This window comes from Rhizobium sp. BK379, assembly GCF_014193955.1.
Taxonomy (GTDB): Bacteria; Pseudomonadota; Alphaproteobacteria; order Rhizobiales; family Rhizobiaceae; genus Rhizobium.
On the sequence record NZ_JACIAD010000006.1, the window covers coordinates 456,338 to 471,049 of the forward strand.

The window sequence follows — 14,712 nt, forward strand, 5'->3', positions numbered from 1 at the left end:
TTCGGTCTTTCTTCACGAGCAAGCCCCGGCGCGCATTGCAGCGTTCCGGGGCTCTCAACCTTCACTGAGTCATAGAAGCATCAAGGCTCTGGTTCAACGCCAGAACATTGACGGTCGGTTCGCCGAGCAGGCCGAGTTCGCGGCCCGTAACGGCTGCATCGACCAGCGCCTTGACCTTGGCTTCATCGATACCGCGGGCCTTGGCGACGCGCGGTACCTGGAAGTATGCGGCATCGGGCGAAATATGCGGGTCGAGGCCGCTACCCGAAGCGGTGACGAGGTCGACGGGAACCTCGGCATTCGGGTTGCTCGCCTTGGCAGCCTCATAGTCACCCTTCACGCGGTCGATCAGCTTCTGGCTGGTCGGGCCGAGGTTGGAGCCCGAGGACGCCGCTGCATTGTAGCCATCGCCAGCAGCGGACGGACGGCCATGGAAATACTTGTCGCTGGTAAAGGCCTGGCCGATCAGCGTGGAGCCAATAACCTGCCCGTTCTTTTCAACGAGGCTCCCATTAGCCTGGTAGGGGAAGATGGCCTGTGCGGCACCTGTCATGGCTAGCGGGTAGAGGAGGCCGGTGATGGCCGTGGTGGCAACGATCATGACGATTGCCGGACGAAGTTCTCTAAGCATTGTTGTAACTCCTTAGGCGAGGCCGAGGGATGCGACGACCATGTCGATCGCCTTGATGCCGATGAAGGGGACGATGATGCCGCCGAGACCGTAGATCAGCAGGTTGCGGGAAAGCAGCGCACCGGCGCCGATCGGGCGGTAGCGCACACCCTTCAGGGACAGCGGGATCAGGGCGATGATGATGAGCGCATTGAAGATGATCGCCGACAGGATGGCGCTCTGCGGCGTGGCGAGACCCATGATATTGAGTACGCCGAGCTGCGGGTAGAAAGTCAGGAACATCGCCGGGATGATGGCGAAGTACTTGGCGATGTCGTTGGCGATCGAGAAAGTCGTCAGCGCGCCGCGGGTCATCAGGAGCTGCTTGCCGATTTCGACGATCTCGATGAGTTTTGTCGGGTCGCTGTCGAGGTCGACCATGTTGCCGGCTTCGCGGGCTGCGACCGTGCCGGTGTTCATCGCCACACCAACGTCGGCCTGAGCCAGAGCGGGAGCGTCGTTGGTGCCGTCGCCGCACATGGCGACAAGCTTGCCCTTGGCCTGTTCCTCGCGGATCAGTTGCAGCTTGTTTTCAGGCGTTGCCTGGGCGAGGAAGTCGTCGACACCGGCTTCGGCAGCGATGGCGGCGGCTGTCATCGGGTTGTCACCCGTAATCATGACGGTGCGGATGCCCATGCGGCGCAGCTCGTTGAAGCGCTCGCGGATGCCGCCCTTGACGATATCCTTGAGCTGAATGACGCCGAGCAGCTTGCCGTCGCGGGCAACGGCGAGCGGCGTGCCGCCGGCCTTGGCGATCTCGTCCGATATCGACTGCAGTTCACGCACGATTTCGGCTCCGTTCTTCGAGGAAGCATCGCCGTTGACGTAGTTGAGAACAGCATCGACGGCACCCTTGCGGATCGCCGAGCCTTCGAGATCGACACCGCTCATGCGGGTCTGGGCTGTGAAGGGTACGAATGTGGCCTTCAGGCTTGCCATGTCGCGGCCGCGGATCGCGTATTTTTCCTTGGCGAGCACGACGATGGAGCGGCCCTCGGGCGTCTCATCGGCGAGCGAGGCAAGCTGCGCCGCATCGGCGAGATCCTGTTCGGCGACACCGCGTACCGGCCGGAAGCTGGTGGCCTGGCGGTTGCCCAGCGTGATCGTGCCGGTCTTGTCAAGCAGCAGCGTGTCGACGTCACCGGCAGCTTCTACGGCGCGGCCGGACATGGCGAGCACGTTGAAGCGGACGAGACGGTCCATGCCGGCAATACCGATCGCCGAAAGCAGGGCGCCGATCGTGGTCGGGATCAGCGTGACGAAGAGGGCAACGAGCACGATGATCGGGATCGAGCCGCCAGCATAGGCCGCAAAGCTCGGGATCGTCGCCGTGGCGAGAACGAAGATCAGCGTCATGCCGGCAAGCAGGATGTTGAGCGCGATTTCGTTCGGCGTCTTCTGACGTTCGGCGCCCTCGACAAGCGAGATCATGCGATCGAGGAAGGTCGAACCTGCCGCCGCCGTGATGCGCACGCGGATCCAGTCGGAGAGAACCTGCGTGCCGCCGGTTACGGCCGAGCGGTCGCCGCCGGATTCACGGATGACAGGGGCGGATTCGCCGGTGATGGCCGCTTCATTGACGGAGGCAACACCCTCGACGACTTCGCCGTCAGAGGGAATGATATCACCGGCTTCGACGAGAACGAGATCGCCGACCTTCAGGCTGGTGCCAGGCACCATGCGGTAGCCGGTGCCGTTGTTGGCGGTCAGGAGCTTCGCCTGGGTCTCGGTGCGCGCCTTGCGCAGCGAGTCTGCCTGCGCCTTGCCCCGGCCTTCGGCGACGGCTTCGGCGAAGTTGGCAAAGAGCACCGTGAACCAGAGCCAGAGGTTGATCTGGAAGGAAAAGGCGAGATTGCCGTTGCCTGAAACGAGATCGCGCAGGAACAGGACTGTGGTCAGCGCCGAGACCGTGGCCACGACGAACATGACCGGGTTCTTGGAAAGGGTGCGCGGGTTGAGCTTGGTGAAAGCAGCGCCCACGGCCGGAATGAGGATGCGAGAATCGAGGATGCTCGCGGATTTTGCCTGGCTCATAAGAGACTCCAGCTTTGAAACGAGGATGGCGAACCGGATTGCCGGTCAGCCCTGTAAAATTCTGAGAACGCAGACGACGACGAGCAGGCCTGCCATCATCACCAGGATGATGTCGGAGGCGCGCGGCATCCGCTGGGCTCCACGCCCCGGCAGACCGGGACGTGGATGGAAGGCTTTTCGGAGCCTGTGACGGATAATCATCGGCAAACCTCAGAAGGTCTGGCCGGCGATCATGACCAGGTGCTCGACAACAGGGCCAAGGGCCAATGCCGGGAAGAAGGTAAGACCACCGACGATCAGGATCGTGCCGATAAGCAGGCCGACGAAGAGCGGTCCGTCAGTCGGGAAGGTACCAGCAGAGGCAGGAACCGTCTTCTTCGTCACCAGCGAGCCGGCAATGGCGAGCGCCGGGACGATGACGAGGAAACGGCCCATCAGCATGCCGAGACCAAGCGTGATGTTGTACCAGGGCGTATTGCCTGTCAGGCCGCCGAAAGCCGAGCCGTTGTTGGCCGCAGCCGACGTATAGGCATAGAGGATTTCGGAGAAACCGTGCGGGCCGGCCGTGCCGACCGAAGCGACTGCCGAAGGCAGGACGCTGGCGATCGCGGTGAAGACCAGCATGGCGAGCGGCAGGCAAAGGATGGCAAGAACGGCCATCTTCATTTCCTTCGCCTCGATCTTCTTGCCGAGATATTCCGGCGTGCGGCCGACCATCAGGCCTGCGACGAAGACAGCGACGATGATGAAGAGAACGATGCCGTAGAAACCCGCACCAACGCCGCCGACGATGACTTCGCCGAGCTGCATGTTGATCAGCGGGATCAGGCCGCCGAGCGCGGTGAAGGAACCATGCATGGCATTGACCGCACCGCAGGAGGCAGCCGTGGTAACGACCGCAAACAGCGAGGACATGGCGACGCCGAAGCGGACTTCCTTGCCTTCCATGTTGCCGCCAGCCAAGCCGAATGCGTGCATTAGCGGATTGCCGGCAGCTTCAGCCCAATAGGTGATGCCGACGCCGACGATGAAGAGGACGCCCATCGCCGTCAGGATCGCCCAGCCCTGGCGCTGGTTACCGACCATGCGGCCGAAAACGTTGGTGAAGGCTGCGCCAATCGCAAAGATCGAGACCATCTGAATGAGGTTTGAGATTGCGTCCGGGTTTTCGAAGGGATGGGCCGAGTTGGCGTTGAAGAAGCCGCCGCCATTCGTCCCGAGCATCTTGATGGCGAGCTGCGAGGCAACGGGGCCGAGGGCGATCGTCTGCTTGGCGCCTTCGAGCGTGGTCGCATCGACATAAGGACCAAGCGTCTGCGGTACGCCGAGCCAGACATAGGCGAGCGTCAGCACGATGCAGATCGGCAGCAGGATATAGAGTGTGGCGCGGGTCATATCGACCCAGAAATTGCCGATCGCCTTGCCCGAGGCACGCGAGAAGGCGCGGATCAGGCCGATGGCGATGGCCATGCCGGTCGCAGCCGACACGAAGTTCTGAACCGTCAGGCCCATCATCTGCGTCAGGTACGACATGGTGCTTTCGCCGCCATAATTCTGCCAGTTGGTATTGGAGACGAAACTGGTGGCGGTGTTGAAGGCGAGTTCCGGCCCGACCGCGGCCATGCCGGCCGGGTTATAGGGCAGTACGTTCTGGAACCGCATCAGAAGGTAGAGAACGATGACGCCCATCAGGTTGAACATCAGCATGGCGAAGGCATAGGAGGTCCAGTGCTGGTCTTCGCGCTCGCTGGTGCCGGCGACGGCGTAAAGCCCTCGTTCGATCGGAACGAGGACCGGTGAAAGGAATGTGCGCTCGCCGCTGAAGACACGCGTCATGTAACCGCCGAGCGGTTTGACGAGCACAAGGACGATCCCGCAGTAAAGCAGGATCTGAAGCCATCCGTTGAGGGTCATGGGAGGAAACTTTCAGTACCCGGCTGCTTCTGGATGAGAAGCGCCGGCGCTTTCAGAAACGTTCTGGGCGGATGAGAGCGTAGGTGAGGTAGACGGTGAGAAACACGGTCACGGCACCGCTCAAGATGTAATCGAGGGTCATCTGTTCTCTCCTGTCAAAGCCTGTCGCAGGCGCGTGTATAGGCAAAGCAAAGTCCGAAAAATACGATTGCAGTGCCGAGTAGAATTATATCCATCATCGATCTTGACTCCGGTTGTTATTCTTGGAGTCAGACAAGACAAAGGGCGCCGGCTCGCAGAGGCGGCACCTTTTATGCTTTCTGGCGTGGAGTGATCTTTGCGATCTCTCGGACATTAATATGCGACCGAAGGGCATAAAGGTTCGAGATTGGGCGAAGGGTATCTATATAAAAATCTTATAAATGCCTTTATGCCGGCGGAGGGGCCAGTGAGACCGCTTCAACAGACAAAAACGCCGTGTCCAATGACACGGCGTAATATCGGATGGCGAAATATCGCAGCGTTCAGGGCTCAACCCTAAACTGGTAGTGGCCTTCGGCGCTGTGGCCATCCATCGAGAGTACGCGCCAGTTGAGTGTATAAACACCGGGCGCCATGGACGGATCGAGCGGAACCTTGAAGACCGAACCTTCCGGTCCTGACAGAAACGGCTTGCCGGTCGGCAATGTCAGGCCCTGGGCATCGAGAAGGGTGGCGGTCGAACGAGCGAGATCGACAGGGCCAGTGAAGGTGAGCTCCAGATTGGCCGGCACCAGCCTTTCTTCCTGCTGCGGTGGCGGAAGGGATGCTTCCTCGATCGCCGCAGACGCCTCGGTTGCGGCAAAGAGTAGAGATGCGAACAGGCAGAATGACACAATCGATTTCATGACGGTCTTCCTTGTATTGCCGATCCGCATGGTGTCGGAAGCATCATGCCCCCGCCACGCCATGCCGGCGCATGCCTAATAACGCTGCGGAGGGCGATTTCGATCCCGCGCCCGTGCAACAACCCTTACCGGCTGAAGCAATGCCTGCGGCTCGCGATCCTGATTGATTGCAGCAACAGCCTCATCCACCAGGTTGCGCCAGAATTCGCGGAGCTGCCGCGTGATCTGAGAGTTGGAAACCAAGTTTCGGCCGACATTGTCGTTGTCGTGCTTCATCGCTTTTCTCCTTCCCACTATGTTGTGGTCGTTGAACATAAATGTAGTCCTCGCCGGCCTTTTCCGGAATCATACGGACGTCTAGGAAGAGCTTATCTTTCGGGTGATAATTACGTGAGCATTTCGTCACATGGCGAGCAAAAGCCTGACAGGGATGATTGAATTGCTGGGCCTTGCAGTCTTATAGTCGCCAGAACGGCGCCCCACGACCGCGGGAGCCATAGGGAAGGAAACCGATCATGACAAAAGTCCGTGCGCTGGTTCTGGAGCGCCAGCATGAGCTTGCGCTTCGCGATATCGATCTGCCTCTGGAGACAGGTCCGGGGCAGGTGAAGATCAAGATCCATACCGTTGGTGTCTGCGGCTCCGACGTGCATTATTATACGCACGGCAAGATCGGTCCATTTATTGTCAACGAGCCGATGGTGCTCGGCCACGAAGCGGCGGGCACTGTGGTCGAGGTCGGCTCCGGCGTCACTCATCTGAAGGTTGGCGATCGCGTTTGCATGGAGCCTGGCATTCCTGATCCCAATTCCAAGGCAAGCCGGCTCGGCATGTACAATGTCGATCCGGCCGTCACCTTCTGGGCGACGCCGCCGATCCACGGCGTGTTGACCCCCGAGGTCGTGCACCCGGCCAATTATACCTTCAAGCTGCCGGACAATGTCAGCTTCGCCGAAGGCGCAATGGTCGAGCCTTTCGCGGTCGGCATGCAGGCAGCCACCAAGGCGAAGATCGCACCCGGCGACACGGCCGTTGTCCTTGGCGCCGGCCCGATCGGCACCATGGTTGCGATCGCCGCTCTCGCTGGCGGTTGCGCCCGTGCGATCGTTGCTGATCTTGCCCAGCCGAAGCTCGATATAGCTGCGCAGTATCAAGGTGTCATTCCGGTCAACATTCGCGAAAAGAACCTTGCTGAGGAAGTCGGCCGGCTGACTGATGGCTGGGGTGCGGATGTCGTCTTCGAATGCTCAGGTTCACCGAAGGCCTGGGAGACGATCATGTCTCTGCCACGTCCGGGCGGCGCTATCGTCGTCGTCGGCCTGCCGGTCAATCCTGTCGGTTTCGACGTCTCGACGGCTTCGACGAAGGAAATTCGCATCGAGACGGTGTTCCGCTACGCGCATCAGTATGAGCGCTCGATCGCGCTTCTCGGATCGGGGCGTGTCGACCTGAAGCCGCTGATATCAGAGACGTTCACCTTCGAAGATTCGATCAAGGCCTTCGATCGTGCGGTCGAGGCACGTCCTGATGATGTCAAACTGCAGATCGTCATGGACTAGGACCCTTTACGGGTACTTGATCCCAAATTTCCTTTTGCGAAGCACCAGCGCCGCGCCCGCGATCAGGGCCGCGGCGCCAAGTGCTATCAGCAGATGATGATGCAGTGGCAGGCGGCCGAATATCTGGTGAATTCCGTGGCCGAAGGCATAACCAAGCGCGGTGAAGAGCTGTCCCCAGACGAGCGCCGCCAGGAGGTTGAGCACGAGAAACCTCTGCGTCGAGATGTGTGTCGTGCCAATGACGATCGGGCTGATCGTCCGCAATCCCACCAGAAAGCGGAACGCGAAGATGAACCCGGTCGGATATTTTTCGAGAAGCCGCGTGACGCGTGCAAGCGCCGGTGTCTCCATCACGCGGCGAACGAAGTTCCATTGGGCGGCATAGCGGCCGGCAAAGAACCATATCTGATCTCCGGCGAATGATCCCGCCGAAGCTGCCATCGAGGCAGCCCAATAGGTTAGGAGCTCGCGATGCGCGATGACGCCGCCGAGAAAGGCAGCGGTTTCGCCCTCGAAGGCGGTGCCGAGAAAGATTGCCGGCAGGCCATAATTTTCGATCAGCAGTTCGATATTCAATGGCCGGTCTCCGGCTGATTGCGATCCATCAGATCGCCTTCAAATCACCCAGAAGCGTCGGGATCAATTCCGAAACGGTGGGATGGATCGGTACGGACCATTGCAGCACCGGATAGGTCGTCCCGGCATTCATCGCATCGATGATGCCGTGAATCACCTCGTCGCCCTCGATCCCGAGGATCGCCGCACCCAGGATTTCCTTGCTCTCCGCATCCGCGACCACCTTCATGAAGCCCTTGGTTTCGCCGCGCTCATTGGCGCGGCCGACCTTGCTCATCGGGCGGGTCGACACCATGATCTTGCGGCCCGAGGCGCGTGCCTGCTTTTCCGTCATGCCGACGCGGCCAAGCGGCGGATCGATATAGAGGGCGTAGGCGAGAATGCGGCTCGACAGTTTCCTGTCGCCACCGTCCAGCAGATTGGCTGCGGCGATCTCGAAGTCATTGTAGGACGTATGGGTGAAGGCACCGTGGCCGTTGCAATCTCCGAGTGCCCATATACCTTCGACATTGGTTGCCAGCCGGTCATCGACGGTAATGAAGCCGTGCTTGTCAGTGGCCACGCCAGCCGCATCGAGACCGAGGTCGTCGGTATTCGGCGTCCGGCCGGTCGCAACGAGCACATGGCTCGCCTCGATTGTTTCGGTATCGACCGTGACCGTCGCGCCATTGGTGGTCCTGGCGAATCTAATATCCTTGACGTCTGTATGGATCTTGATGCCTTCGGATCTGAGGATATCGGTGATCGCATCGGAAATATCCTCGTCCTCGCGGGAGGCGAGTTTCGGGCCGCGCTCGATCACCGTTACCTCGGCGCCGAAACGCCGGTACATCTGTGCAAATTCCAGGCCGATATAGCTTCCGCCGATAATGGCAAGATGCTTCGGCAGGCTGTCGAGATGGATGATGCCGGTGCTTGTGAGATACTCGATATCAGCAATGCCCGGCATGTCGGGGACGACAGGGCGAGCGCCGACATTGAGGAAGATCTTCGGCGCCGTCAGCGTCTCGCCGTTGACGACGACTTCCTTCGGGCTCGTGAAGCGGGCGTGGCCGTAAATGACGGTCATGGTTTTCATGCCGCCGAACCAGCTGCTCAAGCCGTTGCGGGCATTCATGATGATTGTCTCTGCTCGACCCCGCACGGTCTTCATGTCGATAGCGATTTCGCCCGGTATCCGCACACCGTATTCGGCGCCGTGCCGCGCCACGTAGGCGGCGCGCGCGCTTGCGACCAGCGTCTTTGTCGGCATGCAGCCTGCGTTGACGCAGGTGCCGCCGAGGAACTTGCGTTCGATCAGCGCCACCTTCATACCCTTTTCCGCCATGCGGGCAGCGAGGAATGGGCCGGCCTGGCCGGCGCCGATGAAGATTGCGTCGAAGCTCTTCATCAGACTGCCCACGCGATAATAATGGCGCCGATGACGGCCACGGTATCCTCTATCAGGGCTGCCGGGCGATCCTGGCCGAAAGAGGCCGCGAGCTTGCTGCGCACCGCAGCCCCGCCAAGCGTGCCGATGACAGCGCCGATGACGCCGGCGAGAAGGCCTCCGAAGAGCAGGCTGCTGGCCGCGCCGATGACTGCGCCGGAAAGTGCGCCCATAACAATGCGTGCGCCGAACTGGACGGGCACCTTGCGCGAGGGGGTGGTCGGCAGCTGGTCAGTGATGAGCTCGACGACAGCCAGCACCGTGAAAATCCACGGTGTCCACTGGTAGCCCATGAAGGCGAGCGGTGTCTGGGAGACATCGAACCAGCCGAGCGCCGCGCCCCAGGCGACGGCGGCAGGTGCGGTCATGGCGCGAAGACCGGCAATGACGCCGATCAGAAGTGCGAGCAGCAGAAACATATGCAAATCCCCCTTGCACCGTCGGCCTGTCTGCCGCGGTGAGGGGAGGTTTGCACATTGTTATCCAGCTTGCAATTCGCCTCGTGCGCGACTGAATCAGTTGGAGAAGGCTGCAATGCCTGTGATCGCGCGACCGAGAATAAGCGCATGAATGTCATGCGTTCCTTCATAGGTATTGACCACCTCGAGATTGACGAGGTGGCGGGCGACGCCGAATTCGTCGGAAATGCCGTTGCCGCCCAGCATGTCGCGGGCTGCTCGCGCAATCTCCAGCGCCTTGCCACAGGAATTGCGCTTGAGGATCGATGTCAGTTCGACGGGTGGATGGCCCTCTTCCTTCATGCGGCCGAGACGTAGACATCCCTGAAGCCCGAGCGAGATTTCGGTTGCCATATCGGCAAGCTTCTTCTGAATGAGCTGGTTGGCGGCGAGCGGCCTGCCGAATTGCTGGCGGTCCAGCGTATATTGCCGAGCCGTTGCATAGCAGGCTTCGGCCGCGCCCAGCGCACCCCAGGCAATGCCGAAGCGAGCGGAGTTGAGGCAGGTGAACGGTCCCTTGAGACCGCTGACATGGGGCAGCAGGTTCTCTTCCGGTACGAGGACATTGTCCATGACGACTTCGCCTGTGATCGAGGCGCGAAGTCCGACCTTGCCCTGGATCTTTGGAGCCGACAGGCCCTTCGAGCCTTTTTCCAGGATGAAGCCGCGGATAAGTCCATCCTCGGTCTTTGCCCAGATGACAAAGACATCGGCAATCGGCGCGTTCGAGATCCAGGTCTTGGAGCCCGTCAGGCTATAACCGCCATCGACCTTCTTTGCCCGTGTCGCCATGGAGCCCGGATCAGAGCCGTGATTGGGCTCGGTCAGGCCGAAACACCCGATCCATTCGCCGGTCGCAAGCTTTGGCAGATATTTCTTCTTCTGCTCTTCGGAACCAAAGGCGTCGATCGGCACCATGACAAGCGAGGACTGTACGCTCATCATCGAACGGTAGCCGCTGTCGATCCGCTCTACTTCGCGGGCAATCAGCCCGTAGGCGACGTATCCGAGGCCAGCGCCGCCATATTCCTGATCGATCGTCGGGCCGAGAAGGCCGAGTTGGCCCATCTCCCGGAATATTTCCGGATCGGTCTTTTCGTTGCGAAAGGCTTCGAGGACACGGGGGGCGAGCTTTTCCTGCGCGTAAGCATGGGCGGTGTCCTGCACCATGCGCTCCTCGTCGGTCAGCTGTTCCACGAGCCGAAACGGATCAGCCCAGTCGAAAACCTCGCGCGTATGCCGCATGTCCAGTCTCCTCACCTGTAATCACGCATGCCTGACTTAAGGTCGCATAGACCTGCCTGTTTGCGGCGTCAACAAGGCGACCATCCCGACAAAGATCAGGGCCTATCTTTTCAAATGCCGGCTGGTGCGCCAGTTTGCGCGCAATGGATTCGGATGTGAGGAGCAGACATGTCATCGAGCGATCTCTTCGTATCGGCGGAAGGTGCCGAATGGGTAAACCCCGAACCGGGCGTGACTCGCCGTATCATGGCCTATCTGCCCGAGATGATGATGGTGGAGGTCGCTTTCGAGGCCGGCGCCGTGGGTGCGGCTCATTTCCACCCGCATATCCAGGCAAGCTATGTCGCCGAAGGAAGCTTCGAGGTAACGATCGATGGTCGCACCGAAGTCTTGAAACAGGGCGGCAGCTTCATTGTGCCACCCAATCTGGTCCATGGTGTCAAGGCATTGGAAAAGGGGCGCCTCATCGACACCTTTACTCCGCATCGCGCCGAATTCCTGAAGTAGTCACATTTCTGCCTTTCCCTTTCGAGCTGCGGCGGAGCCAATATAGGGCGGTATGAAACAGGCGTCTTCGCTGCGCACGGCTTCGCGCAGGAAGTCGATGACGGCGCGCACGCGCGGCGCCTGCTTCAGATCCCGATGGCAGGTGATCCAGTAATGCCGCTTGAGATCGATCTCGTCAGGCAGCACGCGCACCAGTTCGGGATAACGGCAGGCAAAGAAATAGGGCAGGATGCCGAGGCCTAGACCGTTTCTCGTGGCCGTCAACTGCGCGAAGATGCTGGAACTCTGGAATTGCGGCTTGATGCGCGGATGCACGTCGCCGAGATAATCGAGCCCCGGTGCGAAGATCATTTCCTCGATATAGCTGATGAAGGGATGGTTCAGCAGGTCGTCACGCGTGTTGATGGGTGCTGCTCGGGCGAGATAGTCGCGCGAGGCGTAGACCTGCAGATGATAGTCCGTCAGCTTTTCCGCAAAGTAGGGGCCACCTTTGGGCTCGTCGAGGACGACCGAGATATCCGCCTCCTTACGGGATAGCGACATGATCTGCTGGATGGTGACGAGTTCCAGTGCCAGATGCGGATGGCGGGCGGCAAATTGCGGCAGGACGGTCGCAAAGAAGAAATTCGCAAAACCTTCCGGTGCGCTGAGGCGCACGAGGCCGCGCTGGCTGAGCGAGCCATCGGCGAGATCGGCGCGCAGCCGTTCCGTTTCCTGTTCCATCTTCTCGGCGGTTTCTACAAAACGTGTGCCCATGGCAGTCAGCACGTAACCGCGCGGATTGCGCTCGAAGAGCTTGACCTTCAATGCGAATTCCAGCCGATCGATACGCCGTGAGACGGTCGCATGGCTTGAGCGCAACTGCCGGGCCGCCGTCGAAAGCTGGCCGGTGCGGGCGACAGCTAGAAAAAACTGCAGGTCGTCCCAAGTAAACTGCGAAGCATGGCTCATCGGCGTCGCCCATCCGTCTACGTCTTTGGTCTAATGCCGCCCGGCAACGAGAGCGCTGCGACTGTTGGCGGAGCACCATTATGACGGGTTCTGTTCAAAAACAGTTATTGAATTACATAATTTTCCGCAACCTATTAATGCGTTGTTTTCACAGCAAAAATCCGAACCCGAAAGATTTCTCAGGCTGAGCAGTCTTCGCTCGCTTATCAGGACATTGGAATAAAGTGCTCGCTTTGGTTGAAACATGGAGCATTCTAATGCAGACAGAAGTAGCAATGAAGCAGGCTTTTCGAGTATGGGGAACGATGGCAGCGGAGGTATTCGACAAGCTGTTTCCCAGTGTCGAGTGCTGGCGCGCATGGCGTCGTCTGAATGAACGCCGGTACCCGATTGAGGTCTTTGGCATGAAGTCGGAGGCCGCATAATGTTGCTGGTCACACTCGAACAACGCGAACTGCTTTTCGCGAACAACAAGCGGCGTGATGACGATCATTTCCCTGTCATCAAATTGTTCACGCCATGGGCAAATGCGACATGGCTAATCTCGGATATGGACGCTCATGACGAAGACCTAATGTTTGGCCTTTGCGACATGGGACACGGCACGCCGGAACTCGGATACGTGCTGCTCTCGGACCTAGAGGAACTGAAAGGGCCGGGTGGACTACAGGTGGAACGCGATCTGCATTTCACCGCGAAATTCCCGCTGTCTGTCTACACTCGGGCGGCTCGCGCTCACCAACGTATCATTACGAGTGAGGGTGTCGTCGGTGGTTTCGCGAAATGAAAAACCCTTCCCACGATGACAAACACGGGAAGGGTCCAAAGGTCCACACATGAGCCGCCGTAAAGCGAACCACATGTGTATTTAGCAATTAAATACGGATAGCGCCGGTTATGGCGTTGGCTGCTCAAGCGGGCGTGATATTAGGTCTCGCCCGTAGTCGTGAATATCGACGGTTCTCACCCTAAGGCAGCATAATAGGGAAAAAGGAGCCAGCATGGACTACCAACAGACCATCCATTTCACGACCTCGTTCAAGAAATACAAGAAAATCTACGGCGAGGATTTCCACTTCACCTTGGACACATTTCTGGCGTTCTGGCGGAAGCAACCGTTGATGTTCGAACATTCCATCTAGGCACCGGCACAAGCTGCCGGTGTTTCCATGTTTAAAATCCCACCTATTTTCTCAACACCTTAACCCACGAAAATCGTTGCTGGTTTGGGTCGATATGGTACAAACGGCGGTCCTATGTGACTGCTCTTTGATATCGACATTTTCGCGGATGCTCTGCTGCCAGACTCAGCGCTTCGATGCGCGCGTTTACCAGCGTGTTGGTGGTTCCTGCTTTGGTCCGACCGGAGGTCTGCTCCGGGCGTCAAGACCCTACGAGGGCTTGATAACAACCGAGAGCAAAGGCGAACGCAATGTCACTATCTTTGACAATCACTCATAATCCCCTCAGCCCACTCGGCGATCAGTACGACGTGTCGCTGGTCGGCCACAAACTGTTTTCGTTTGCGGTCGAGGACAAGACTAAGCCCAAAGGCGATTACTACTGCTTCAGTTTCAGCGGTCCCGGTCGGACAGAAATGCTCTGCCCCTCTGGATGGGTTCCGGTGCCAAATGGGCCAATCAATGCGCCTTATTTGCTCTTCCCACTCCATTCGATCAATGCGGCTGCGCAGCAGATTGCCTTTAGCCTGTTTCCCGACATGCCTCATACGCAGATCGTGGCTGACGCCAGTGGCTTTGCGGTTGAAGTAGCTGGAAAAACGCAGTTGCGGTTTATCCAGGCGGGTACGGGACAGGTAGTCCGTCTGCTTCATCGGTTGCGGGTAGGGGGCGAATAGCCCCCCCTGCTGCTGCTGGAAAAAAACTCTATACTTGCTCGACCATTTGATAACGAATTAAGAAATTTCAAGCAAAAGGCTTTTTGGAGCGAAACCTCTACGCGAAAGTAGTGCGGATTTTATAGGAACGATCATGGTCGCCAAAGAATCGCAAACAATGACGCTTTATTACTTCACGAAAAGGCAATACGCGCTTGAAAGTCTCCGCGATAAGCGCGTCAAGATCGCTCGATTTAATGAGTTAAATGACCCCTTTGATTTTGTGGGTATCGCGACAATCAACGCTACCGATCTTGAGACAGTCAGAGATGTAAGGGCAAAACTCGATAAAGAAAAAGGCCTACTTTGCATGAGTACCACTTGGCAGCAGCCGCTCCTGTGGGGCCACTACGCAGACAGTCACAAGGGAATGTGTCTGGGTTTCGAGGTGCCGACAAAACTTTGGAAAGCGTTGACATATAGGAAGTCACGGCCGACCTTGAAGGAATACGGGAAAAAACGCGTGTCTCAACTGTCCGCGACAGAACTTAGAGGTGGCTCGGTTTGTCTGAACAGTTTCGGGCGTTTCGCTAAGTGGATTTCCGCCTCGATTATGCCGCCACCATCATTGGTGCCAGCGCGTTG

The 14,712-nt window shown here is 58.8% G+C and carries 16 protein-coding genes and 1 pseudogene; 6 read left to right on the top strand and 11 right to left on the bottom strand.

Features of this window, described 5'->3' with window-relative positions; genetic code table 11:
• Positions 1-61: 61 nt before the first annotated feature.
• The 6 genes from kdpC to FHT93_RS26095 form a co-directional block, all read right to left on the bottom strand.
• Positions 62-631 carry a potassium-transporting ATPase subunit KdpC gene (kdpC, locus tag FHT93_RS26070; protein WP_112969059.1) on the bottom strand — a complete coding sequence of 190 codons (570 nt, stop codon included), beginning with the start codon at positions 629-631 and terminating at the stop codon, positions 62-64.
• Positions 632-643: 12 nt separating this feature from the next.
• Positions 644-2,704 carry a potassium-transporting ATPase subunit KdpB gene (gene kdpB, locus FHT93_RS26075; RefSeq protein ID WP_112969060.1) on the bottom strand — a complete coding sequence of 687 codons (2,061 nt, stop codon included), beginning with the start codon at positions 2,702-2,704 and terminating at the stop codon, positions 644-646.
• Positions 2,705-2,914: 210 nt separating this feature from the next.
• Entirely contained in the window at positions 2,915-4,618 is a 1,704-nt protein-coding gene (gene kdpA, locus FHT93_RS26080) for a potassium-transporting ATPase subunit KdpA (protein ID WP_183850142.1), read from the bottom strand.
• Positions 4,619-4,670: 52 nt separating this feature from the next.
• The gene (locus tag FHT93_RS26085) at positions 4,671-4,760 is read right to left on the bottom strand and encodes a K(+)-transporting ATPase subunit F (RefSeq protein WP_016556800.1); all 90 of its coding nucleotides are present in this window, start codon (positions 4,758-4,760) and stop codon (positions 4,671-4,673) included.
• Between the two features lie 382 nt (positions 4,761-5,142).
• Positions 5,143-5,505, bottom strand: a complete 363-nt coding sequence (locus tag FHT93_RS26090; protein ID WP_029868888.1) for a copper resistance protein CopC — start codon at positions 5,503-5,505, stop codon at positions 5,143-5,145.
• 75 nt (positions 5,506-5,580) lie between these two features.
• A complete protein-coding gene (locus FHT93_RS26095) occupies positions 5,581-5,820 on the bottom strand; it encodes a hypothetical protein (protein ID WP_246781728.1) in 240 nt (79 codons plus the stop codon).
• 200 nt (positions 5,821-6,020) lie between these two features.
• Between FHT93_RS26095 and FHT93_RS26100 the strand changes: the two genes are divergently transcribed.
• Positions 6,021-7,064: an NAD(P)-dependent alcohol dehydrogenase gene (locus tag FHT93_RS26100; RefSeq protein ID WP_029868890.1), complete on the top strand. Its 1,044-nt coding sequence runs from the start codon at positions 6,021-6,023 to the stop codon at positions 7,062-7,064.
• Positions 7,065-7,070: 6 nt separating this feature from the next.
• Here the strand turns inward: FHT93_RS26100 and FHT93_RS26105 are convergent, their stop codons facing one another.
• The 4 genes from FHT93_RS26105 to FHT93_RS26120 all read right to left on the bottom strand — a co-directional run bounded on the left by FHT93_RS26105 (position 7,071) and on the right by FHT93_RS26120 (position 10,772).
• A complete protein-coding gene (locus FHT93_RS26105) occupies positions 7,071-7,640 on the bottom strand; it encodes a VTT domain-containing protein (RefSeq protein WP_113208355.1) in 570 nt (189 codons plus the stop codon).
• A 28-nt stretch (positions 7,641-7,668) separates the two neighbouring features.
• A complete protein-coding gene (locus FHT93_RS26110) occupies positions 7,669-9,030 on the bottom strand; it encodes an FAD-containing oxidoreductase (protein WP_183850144.1) in 1,362 nt (453 codons plus the stop codon).
• Complete coding sequence (locus tag FHT93_RS26115; RefSeq protein WP_183850146.1) at positions 9,030-9,488, bottom strand: DUF4126 family protein; 459 nt, start codon at positions 9,486-9,488, stop codon at positions 9,030-9,032. Before FHT93_RS26115 ends, FHT93_RS26110 begins: the two co-directional genes overlap by 1 nt.
• Positions 9,489-9,584: 96 nt before the next feature.
• Complete coding sequence (locus FHT93_RS26120) at positions 9,585-10,772, bottom strand: acyl-CoA dehydrogenase (protein WP_183850148.1); 1,188 nt, start codon at positions 10,770-10,772, stop codon at positions 9,585-9,587.
• Between the two features lie 168 nt (positions 10,773-10,940).
• Here FHT93_RS26120 and FHT93_RS26125 point away from each other — a divergent pair, with 168 nt between their 5' ends.
• Positions 10,941-11,279 (top strand): cupin domain-containing protein, encoded by a 339-nt coding sequence (locus tag FHT93_RS26125; protein WP_113208356.1) that lies wholly within the window; start codon positions 10,941-10,943, stop codon positions 11,277-11,279.
• Here the strand turns inward: FHT93_RS26125 and FHT93_RS26130 are convergent, their stop codons facing one another.
• Positions 11,280-12,230 carry a LysR family transcriptional regulator gene (locus FHT93_RS26130; RefSeq protein WP_183850150.1) on the bottom strand — a complete coding sequence of 317 codons (951 nt, stop codon included), beginning with the start codon at positions 12,228-12,230 and terminating at the stop codon, positions 11,280-11,282.
• A 424-nt stretch (positions 12,231-12,654) separates the two neighbouring features.
• Between FHT93_RS26130 and FHT93_RS26135 the strand changes: the two genes are divergently transcribed.
• From FHT93_RS26135 to FHT93_RS26150, 4 genes and pseudogenes are all read left to right on the top strand, one after another.
• Positions 12,655-13,017, top strand: coding sequence for a DUF2958 domain-containing protein (locus FHT93_RS26135; protein ID WP_183850152.1), 363 nt, complete (start codon positions 12,655-12,657; stop codon positions 13,015-13,017).
• 214 nt (positions 13,018-13,231) lie between these two features.
• Entirely contained in the window at positions 13,232-13,372 is a 141-nt protein-coding gene (locus FHT93_RS26140; protein WP_183850154.1) for a hypothetical protein, read from the top strand.
• A 290-nt stretch (positions 13,373-13,662) separates the two neighbouring features.
• Positions 13,663-14,088, top strand: coding sequence for a hypothetical protein (locus tag FHT93_RS26145; RefSeq protein ID WP_183850156.1), 426 nt, complete (start codon positions 13,663-13,665; stop codon positions 14,086-14,088).
• 133 nt (positions 14,089-14,221) lie between these two features.
• A pseudogene (locus FHT93_RS26150) lies at positions 14,222-14,712 on the top strand (DUF2971 domain-containing protein); the annotation flags it as partial.